Annotated in this window: 10 protein-coding genes; 5 read left to right on the top strand and 5 right to left on the bottom strand. The window is 59.2% G+C overall.

Features of this window, described 5'->3' with window-relative positions:
* On the top strand, positions 1-292 hold a 292-nt coding region (locus DA373_RS14420), incomplete at its 5' end, for an ISAs1 family transposase (protein WP_107852999.1).
* Positions 293-418: 126 nt separating this feature from the next.
* Here the strand turns inward: DA373_RS14420 and DA373_RS14415 are convergent.
* Positions 419-1057, bottom strand: a complete 639-nt coding sequence (locus DA373_RS14415) for an START domain-containing protein (RefSeq protein ID WP_107852998.1) — start codon at positions 1055-1057, stop codon at positions 419-421.
* A gap of 199 nt (positions 1058-1256) precedes the next feature.
* Here DA373_RS14415 and DA373_RS14410 point away from each other — a divergent pair, with 199 nt between their 5' ends.
* Positions 1257-1805 (top strand): NADPH-dependent FMN reductase, encoded by a 549-nt coding sequence (locus DA373_RS14410; RefSeq protein ID WP_107852997.1) that lies wholly within the window; start codon positions 1257-1259, stop codon positions 1803-1805.
* 47 nt (positions 1806-1852) lie between these two features.
* Here the strand turns inward: DA373_RS14410 and DA373_RS14405 are convergent, their stop codons facing one another.
* A complete protein-coding gene (locus DA373_RS14405; RefSeq protein WP_107852996.1) occupies positions 1853-2353 on the bottom strand; it encodes a lactoylglutathione lyase family protein in 501 nt (166 codons plus the stop codon).
* Positions 2354-2448: 95 nt separating this feature from the next.
* On the opposite strand from DA373_RS14405, the gene DA373_RS14400 reads away from it, so the two are divergent.
* The 3 genes from DA373_RS14400 to DA373_RS14390 all read left to right on the top strand — a co-directional run bounded on the left by DA373_RS14400 (position 2449) and on the right by DA373_RS14390 (position 4385).
* Positions 2449-3327 (top strand): LysR family transcriptional regulator, encoded by an 879-nt coding sequence (locus tag DA373_RS14400; protein WP_107852995.1) that lies wholly within the window; start codon positions 2449-2451, stop codon positions 3325-3327.
* 94 nt (positions 3328-3421) lie between these two features.
* Positions 3422-4081 carry an NADPH-dependent FMN reductase gene (locus DA373_RS14395; protein ID WP_107853003.1) on the top strand — a complete coding sequence of 220 codons (660 nt, stop codon included), beginning with the start codon at positions 3422-3424 and terminating at the stop codon, positions 4079-4081.
* Between the two features lie 76 nt (positions 4082-4157).
* Positions 4158-4385 carry a hypothetical protein gene (locus DA373_RS14390; protein WP_107852994.1) on the top strand — a complete coding sequence of 76 codons (228 nt, stop codon included), beginning with the start codon at positions 4158-4160 and terminating at the stop codon, positions 4383-4385.
* Between the two features lie 9 nt (positions 4386-4394).
* On the opposite strand, the gene cobO is transcribed toward DA373_RS14390, so the two are convergent.
* The 3 genes from cobO to DA373_RS14375 are packed head-to-tail and all read right to left on the bottom strand — an operon-like array spanning position 4395 to position 7848.
* Positions 4395-5012 carry a cob(I)yrinic acid a,c-diamide adenosyltransferase gene (cobO, locus tag DA373_RS14385; RefSeq protein WP_107852993.1) on the bottom strand — a complete coding sequence of 206 codons (618 nt, stop codon included), beginning with the start codon at positions 5010-5012 and terminating at the stop codon, positions 4395-4397.
* Positions 5002-6552 carry a cobyric acid synthase gene (locus DA373_RS14380; RefSeq protein WP_232821292.1) on the bottom strand — a complete coding sequence of 517 codons (1551 nt, stop codon included), beginning with the start codon at positions 6550-6552 and terminating at the stop codon, positions 5002-5004. Before DA373_RS14380 ends, cobO begins: the two co-directional genes overlap by 11 nt.
* A gap of 3 nt (positions 6553-6555) precedes the next feature.
* Positions 6556-7848 (bottom strand): NAD(P)/FAD-dependent oxidoreductase, encoded by a 1293-nt coding sequence (locus DA373_RS14375; protein WP_107852992.1) that lies wholly within the window; start codon positions 7846-7848, stop codon positions 6556-6558.
* Positions 7849-7906: the final 58 nt, after the last annotated feature.

Below are 7906 nucleotides of genomic sequence, written 5' to 3'. Positions count from 1 at the left end.
AGTTGATACCTCTTATTATGTCAGCTCACTGTCGCCGAAACACAAGCTGCTGGGGCACTATATTCGTCAGCACTGGCGTATAGAAAACAGCCAACACTACATTCTTGATGTGGTGTTTAACGAAGATGCTTCACGGATTGCCACGGGAGACGCTGTGGAGAACATGGCGTTGTTCCGGCGGTTTATCATGAACATCCTCAAGCAAAGCGAGTGTGGCTCACCGAGTCAACGCAACAAGCTGAAGCGGGCCAGTTGGAACGACGATTACCGGGCTCAATTATTCTTTGGTTAAATTAACAGCAAAGTATGCTCTTGCCCTGATAGGCATGGAGTGATATTGAGTTACCATCAGCAGCCTGGATGAGGGGCTGGGTAAAGCTGCTGTTTATGCCGACCTGCACGTTCAAACTCTCCTTCTTCAATCTCTCACTTCGGGGTGGGTCCGGTTCTGATACTTGGGCAACTGCTCTCTTAGTCCCTGAAAGGTGTTGAATGCACTGGTCACCGAGAGTTGGTTGGTCATCCAGCCGGGTAAATTGCCACCGGGATCGGCAAACGCGATATATTCGATATGAGTCAGCCCATTGGTCAGTTTTGCCAGGGTCCAGGTGGCTTTAACGGCCTTGATTCGAATATAACCTTGTTGCTGCGGATAGGCATCAGAAGCATCCTCAATGGTCAGAACCAGGGCACCCGGCGGTTGCTCAAACCTTGAATAGGTGACCATATCGCGGTCCTGCACCGGCCAGGGCGCCCGAAAGCGGGTATAGACAATATTTTCGGTAAGTGAGATCTGTTCAAGTACCCGGCTTGAGGAGACGTTATCTATCCAGTTGGGAATATTTGCACTGTCTTCCAGCAGTGCCATAAAGGCCGCATAACGGGTAACGACAAACGTCCGGGCTCGAATCTCTACCAGGCCAGCCTGATGGTGCCGGGTCTGAATGGTAATACCATCTTTATTTTTTGCCATTTCCCAGCGCTGTGACGTCGGGCTGGTTGCAATGGCAGAAAAAACCACAAAAAAGGAAAGCATCAGTAACCAGCGTACCAGCATCTTTTCCCCTTATCCCTTTACAATCCGGTTACCGGCCCTTTATCTGGTCAGCTTAGAGTTTGAACAGTCGCACAGCCATTTGTGGCGTCACTTTTCGTGACATAAGCCACTGTTAAGTTCCCTGCCCTGTCAGTCAGCGCCTACGCTTACTCCTGTAAATCCGCAAGCCAGTTTCAAACACACTGTGCAGGAGGTAACCATGAAACTACTGGGGATCAGCGGCAGCCTGAGGGCCGGCTCGTTCAATACCCTGCTGTTGAAGGCGGCGGCCAGGGTCGCGGCCAGCGAGAGCGCCGAGCTGAAGGTGCATGATATTTCGGCCATTCCACTTTATAACGGGGATCTGGACGGCGACGTCAAACCCGCGCCGGTGCAGGCGCTGCTGGACGCCATTGCAGCGGCCGATGGCCTGGTGCTGGTCACGCCGGAGTACAACTACAGCTTTTCCGGGGTGATGAAAAACGTGATCGACTGGGCCTCGCGGCCGGCGTTCAATGCCGTGCTTACCCATAAGCCCTGCGCCCTGCTCAGCGCCTCCATGAGCGCGCTTGGCGGCGCCCGGGCACAAACGCACCTGCGCAGCGTGCTGGCGGGCACGCTGTCGCCGGTTTATCAGGCACCCGATTACCTGCTGGCGTCTGCCCACACCGCCTTTAACAACGATGGCGAGCTGAAGAGTGACGATCATCAAAAGCGGCTTGAGCAATTTATGCAGGGCTATCTGAACTGGCTGCAGCACCCGCGCTGAGCGCTGCAGTGTACTGACAAACAGGCCGGGCTCCCGGCCTGTTTTGTTTAATAAGCGCCTTCGCTGTAGATAAGCTCATAGCTGTGGCTGTAGATTTCCACAATATTGCCGAACGGGTCTTCCATATAGATCATGCGGTAGGGCTTTTTTCCCGGATAGTAGTAGCGCGGTTTTGCCATGCGCGCTCTGCCGCCCGCCGCCACAATGCGCTCGGCCAGGCCTTCCACGTCCGGGTCCTGCACGCAGAAGTGAAACACACCGGTTTTCCAGTATTCAAAGTTGTTGTCGGGGTTTTGCTGTCCCTGAAACTGAAACAGCTCCACGCCTACCCGGTCGCCGGTTGACAGATGAGCAATGCGAAAGCGACCCCAGCCCGGGCCGAACACGTCGCTGCACATTTCGCCAATGGCGCTGTCGTCTTCAGTGATCTCGGTGGGCTGCATAATCAGATACCAGCCCATCACCTGGGTATAAAACGCCACCGCCTTGTCGAGATCCGGCACCGAAATGCCAATATGGGAAAAATTTCTCGGATAAACCTTGCTCATCACGCTCACCTCTTGTGTTGTGGTTGAGGTGAGCTTAACCACATGCTTTAATCATTAAAAATTATCGTTTTTTATTATTATGAGTGCATTTTGTGATGATTAATCCGGTGTGGCTGCGCAGCTTCTGCACCCTGGTGGAGGTGGGGCATTTCACCCACACCGCCGAGCGGCTGCACATGACCCAGTCGGGCGTGAGCCAGCAGGTGCGCAAACTGGAAGAGTATTTTGGCGTGCCACTGCTGATGCGCCAAGGCAAGGGCTTTACCCTGACCGATGCCGGTGAGCGGCTGTATGCCGGGGGCCGGCCTGTTCTGCAATCCCTCTCGGGTCTGAAGCAGCAAGTGGGGCTCGATGATCCGGTTGCCGGGCTGGTGCGGCTCATGTCGCCGGGCAGTGTGGGCCTCAAGCTGTATCCGCAGCTGCTGGAGCTGCAGCGCCGGCACAACACACTGGCGATCGACTATCGCTTTGCTCCCAACGTCAGCGTGGAGCAGGCGGTGGCAAACAATACCGTGGATCTGGGGCTGATGACGCGCCCCTCCACCCATGAAGCGGTGCATTGCCGGGCCATGGCCAAAGAAGCCCTGCTGCTGGTCACCCCGGCCGTCGTGGCCGAGCCCGACTGGCCCGCCCTGCTCCAGCTGGGCTTTATCGATCACCCGGACGGCAGCCATCATGCCGGCCTGCTGCTCGGCGCCAACTACCCCGAATTTGAACATGTGAGTCAGTTCAGAAAGAGCGGCTTTTCCAACCAGATTGGGCTGATCCTGGCGCCGGTGAGCCTGGGGCTGGGCTTTACCGTGCTGCCGGCCCATGCGGTGGCGGCCTTTGCACAGCCGGAGCTGATCCGTGTCCATGCCCTGCCCCACCCGGTCAGCGAAACCATTTATGCCGCCACCCATCGCCACAAGCCAGTGCCCAGCCGGGTGAATACCGTGCTGACGCTGGCCGAGGCGCAGCTTGATAACGGCTAAAGGATTTGGTTACGTACCTGTCCGCTCTGATCCGGGTCAACACAGTTTATTAATGAGCCCCTTGCTGTTAACCGTCGATAAGGAGAATTTTCAAGTGAAGTTACTGGTTTTTCTGGGCAGTGTAAGAAACAGCACGCCACCCCGGCCGGCCCGTCTGGGTGAGCGTGTGGCAAAGGCGTGTCTGGCCTGTCTGCAAGGCAACCATGGTGATCACCAAGTAGAGCTGATCGATGCCCTGGACTACCCACTGGAGCCGATGTTCAAGCCTCACTTTGCCTATGCCAGCGGCAGAGCGCCGGAGCCGCTTAACCGGCTGGCAGAGAAAATCGCCGCCGCCGATGGCTTTATCATGGTCAGCCCGGAGTACAATCACTCCATGAGCCCGGCACTGGCCAACCTGCTGAACCACTTCGGCAGCTCGCTGTTCTCCTACAAGCCGAGCGCCATTGTGACCTATTCGGCAGGGCAATGGGGCGGCATGCGGGCAGCCGTTGGCATGCGCACCTTTCTCTCCGAGCTGGGCTGCCTGCCGGTGTCGGCCATGATCCATGTGCCCAGGGCGCAGGAAGTATTTGCAGCAAATGGCGCCGTGCAGGCGGGGGAAGACGAGCAAGCCTGGTCTGATTACTTTGATCGTACTTTTAATCAGCTGCTCTGGTGGGCCCGGGCCGCCGGTGAGCATCGCGCTCAGGTTGACCCGCACTCACTGATCAAGAGCTTCAAAAGAAACCCTTCTCAGCGCAATGCCCCATAACCGCTGATCTGTATCAATACTCCCCTGCCCGGCTGAGCTAGTCTGTAGAAAGAGCAGCCAGGGCACGGGAGGTGTTATGACCAGCACCATGCTGATCCGGATAATGAAAATCGCCATGAGCATCGGCATAGCCCTGATCGTGCTGGGGGTTTACCTGCACAACAGCAGCCACATGGAGGCGCTGGGCGTAAACGGCATTCTGATCAGCGCCGGCTGTGTGGCCGTGGGCATGGTGCTCTCCCTGCCCACCAAGATGTATCTCACCTTTGTGCTGATGAAGCGGGAGAATGATCAGCCGTCCTGAACCTCGCTCTCAGTAATCAAACCCTTGCTGGGCCTTTACCCCGGCTTCAAAGGCGTGCTTCACCGACTGCACTTCGCTTACGGTGTCGGCCAGTTCAATAATAGCGCGGTGACAGCCGCGACCGGTGATCACCACATGCTGGTGCGCCGGGCGGTTTTTCAGGGCGGTGAGCACTCTGTCCAGATCCAGGTAATGATAGGCCACCATGTAGGTCAGCTCGTCGAGCAGCACCAAATCGATGCTCGGGTCGGCCAGCATTTGCTCCGCCGGCAGCCAGGTCTGCTCGCAGGCTTCTATGTCCTTTTCCCGGTTCTGGGTTTCCCAGGTAAAGCCGGTGTTCATCACCACAAAGGGCACGCCCACCTGTTGCAGCAGATTGCGCTCGCCGCAGTCCCAGCCGCCCTTGATAAACTGCACCACGGCGGCCTTTTTGCCGTGGCCCACGGCCCGCGCCACCGTGCCAAAGCCGGCGGTGCTCTTGCCCTTGCCGTTGCCGGTGATCACCATGAGCACACCGCGCTCTTCGGTGGCGGCGGCCACTTTGGCATCGACCGCTTCCTTTACCTTCTGCTGGCGCTGCTGATGGCGCTCGGCTTTTACCTGCTCGCGATTCTGCTCATGGCTCATGGTGATTTCCTTGTTGGCTGTTCGGTTGCATACATTGTTCGAGTAAATCCATATTCAGGTACTGCTCAAGGGTATCGGCCAGCCGGTTGAGGCTGGCCTCACGCAGCGCGTCCAGGGCCACCGCCTGCCGGCTGTGCTCAAGACCGGCCCAGGCCAGCAGAGCGTTACAGGCCTCCACGCTGTCAAACAGGCCGTGCAGATAGGTGCCCAGCACCTGATTGTCGTGCGAGACCATGCCGTCCGGTTGGGGGGCGGCGCCGTCGGCGGCCAGCGTCAATGGCGCCCGGTGTTCAACCAGCGGCTGGCTTCGGCCGCAGTGAATTTCATAGCCATGTACGGCGCAAGAGGCGCCAGCAAGGCTCAGCGTGCCGGTGACATTACGCAGTTGCTTGCCGGCTTCAAGGGTGGTGGTCATGGGCAGATAGCCCAGCCCGGCACTGCGGCCGGCGGCGCTTTCAAGGCCCTGAGGGTCGTCAATCAACTCCCCCAGCATCTGATAGCCACCACAAATGCCAATGAGCTTGCCACCGTAGCGCAGGTGGCGATCCAGCCAGGCCTTCCAGCCATTGGCCATGAGGGTGGCCAGATCGTCCCGCACCGCCTTGCTGCCGGGAATGATCACCAGGTCGGCGGCTGGGCACTGCGCCGGGTTCGAACCCGCGTGCACCAGGGCAAGATCCACCCGCGGATGCAGGCGCAGGGCGTCAAAGTCGGTGTGATTGCTGATACGCGGGGTGACCAGCACCACGACCCGGAGTGGCCGTTCGTCACTGCTGGCGGCACTGTGATGAACAATGGCGTCTTCGGCGTCCAGCACCAGGTTGTCCAGGTAAGGCACCACGCCCAGCACCGGCTTGCCGGTGAGCTGCTCAATCATGGTAAGACCATTTTCCAGCAGGCGAATATCACCGCGAAAGCGGTTGATCACCAGTCCCTTGACCCGCGCCCGCTCCGCCTCACTCAGCAGCATCAGGGTGCCGTAAAGCTGGGCAAACACGCCGCCCTTGTCGATGTCGGCCACCAGAATGACAGGGCAGTCGGCGGCCTCGGCAAAGCCCATGTTGGCAATGTCGTTGTCCCGCAGGTTAATCTCCGCCGGGCTGCCCGCCCCTTCCACCAGAATCCGCTGGTAAGCCTGACGCAGGCGTTCAAAGGAGTCGAGCACCGCCGTCATCACTCTTTGTTTGTAGTGACGGGCGCCGGGGCCGAAAAAATCCCTGGCTTCCACTACCGACAGCGCCCGGCCCTGCACGATCACCTGGGCACTGGTGTCGCTCTGGGGCTTGAGCAGCACCGGGTTAAAGTCGGTATGGGCGGGCACACCACAGGCCACCGCCTGCAGCGCCTGAGCCCGGCCAATTTCGCCGCCATCGCAGGTCACGGCACTGTTCAGCGCCATGTTCTGGGGCTTGAACGGCGCCACGTGCAGACCACGACGGGCAAACACCCGGCACAGGCCGGCCACCAGAGTGGTTTTACCGGCGTCGGAAGCGGTGCCCTGCACCATCAGGGTCAGGGCACCGGAGGGCGATATGGACATGGCTCAGTGCAGTTTCAGCCGCGGGCGCAGAAAACGGTTGATGCGGCCCACCAGCATCATCAGGCCGGTGCGGGTGTAACCGTGCAGCGCCACCTGGTGCATGCGATAAAGGGATACATACACGGTGCGGGCAATGCGCCCTTCCACCATCATGGAGCCGCGCATCAGGTTGCCCATCAGCGAGCCCACCGTGGAGTAGCGGCTCAGGTTCACCAGGGAGCCGTGATCCTTGTACACATAGGGCTTGAGCGGTTTGCCGTTGAGGCTGGCGATAATATTGTCGTAGGCCAGGCTCGCCATCTGGTGAGCCGACTGGGCCCGCGGCGGCACCGGCTTGCCGTCATCCTGCAGGCAGAAGGCGCAGTCGCCAATCACGAAAATGCTGTCGTCGCGGGTGGTCTGCAGGGTGTTCTTTACCGCCAGCTGGTTGATGCGGTTGGTCTCCAGCCCGGCGATGTCTTTCATGAAATCCGGCGCCTTGATACCGGCGGCCCACACCATCAGGTTGGCGGGGATCAGCTCGTCGCTTTTGGTTTTCAGGCCCTCGGCGGTGGCTTCCACCACCATGGTGCCCACCCGCACGTCCACGCCCAGCTCGCGCAGCTCCTTGTGCGCCATGGCGGAAATACGCTCGGGCAGCGCCGGCAGAATACGCGGGCCGGCTTCCACCAGGGTCAGGCGCAGGCAGTCGCGGTTGAGCTTTTTAAAGCCATAGGCGCTCAGGTGCTCCACGGCGTTATAGAGCTCGGCAGAGAGCTCCACGCCGGTGGCGCCGCCGCCCACAATGGCGATGTCCACTTTTTCGTCCACGGTGTCGCTTTCGGCGTATTGCAGAAAGTGGTTCATCATCTCATCGTGAAAGCGCTCGGCCTGCTGGGGGCTGTCGAGGAAAATACAGTGGTCGCGCACGCCCTTGGTACCAAAGTCGTTCGACACAGAGCCGATGGCCATCACCAGAATGTCGTAGCTCAGGCTGCGCTCGCCCACCATCTGCCTGCCGTTGTCGTCGGCCAGCGGCGCCAGGGTGATGCGTTTGTTGTCACGGTCGATGTCGATCAGGGTGCCCAGGTGAAAGCTGAAGCCGTGATTGTGAGCCTGGGAGCGGTAGCTCAGACCGTCGATGCCGGTGTCCATGGCGCCGGTGGCCACTTCGTGCAACAGCGGTTTCCACAGGTGGGTACGGTTACGATCCACCAGGATCACTTCCGCCTTGCCCTTGCGGCCCAGCTGACGGCCCAGTTTGGTGACCAGCTCAAGACCGCCGGCACCACCGCCGACCACAATAATGCGTGTCATTGTTCAAACCTCGTTAAGAATGAAAAAACCTGCGGCTATGGCGTTTCCATAGCGGCAG

The organism is Oceanimonas marisflavi (assembly GCF_003049725.1).
Classification (GTDB): Bacteria; Pseudomonadota; Gammaproteobacteria; order Enterobacterales; family Aeromonadaceae; genus Oceanimonas; species Oceanimonas marisflavi.
The sequence above is the reverse complement of the archived record's forward strand: the minus strand, read 5'-3'. Positions and strand labels throughout refer to the sequence as shown.

Coding starts and splice junctions, on each gene's coding strand:
- DA373_RS14415 (WP_107852998.1), bottom strand. CDS start 1,057: ATGCTGGTACGCTGGTTACTGATGCTTTCCTTTTTTGTGGTTTTTTCT.
- DA373_RS14410 (WP_107852997.1), top strand. CDS start 1,257: ATGAAACTACTGGGGATCAGCGGCAGCCTGAGGGCCGGCTCGTTCAAT.
- DA373_RS14405 (WP_107852996.1), bottom strand. CDS start 2,353: ATGAGCAAGGTTTATCCGAGAAATTTTTCCCATATTGGCATTTCGGTG.
- DA373_RS14400 (WP_107852995.1), top strand. CDS start 2,449: ATGATTAATCCGGTGTGGCTGCGCAGCTTCTGCACCCTGGTGGAGGTG.
- DA373_RS14390 (WP_107852994.1), top strand. CDS start 4,158: ATGACCAGCACCATGCTGATCCGGATAATGAAAATCGCCATGAGCATC.
- cobO (WP_107852993.1), bottom strand. CDS start 5,012: ATGAGCCATGAGCAGAATCGCGAGCAGGTAAAAGCCGAGCGCCATCAG.
- DA373_RS14380 (WP_232821292.1), bottom strand. CDS start 6,552: ATGTCCATATCGCCCTCCGGTGCCCTGACCCTGATGGTGCAGGGCACC.
- DA373_RS14375 (WP_107852992.1), bottom strand. CDS start 7,848: ATGACACGCATTATTGTGGTCGGCGGTGGTGCCGGCGGTCTTGAGCTG.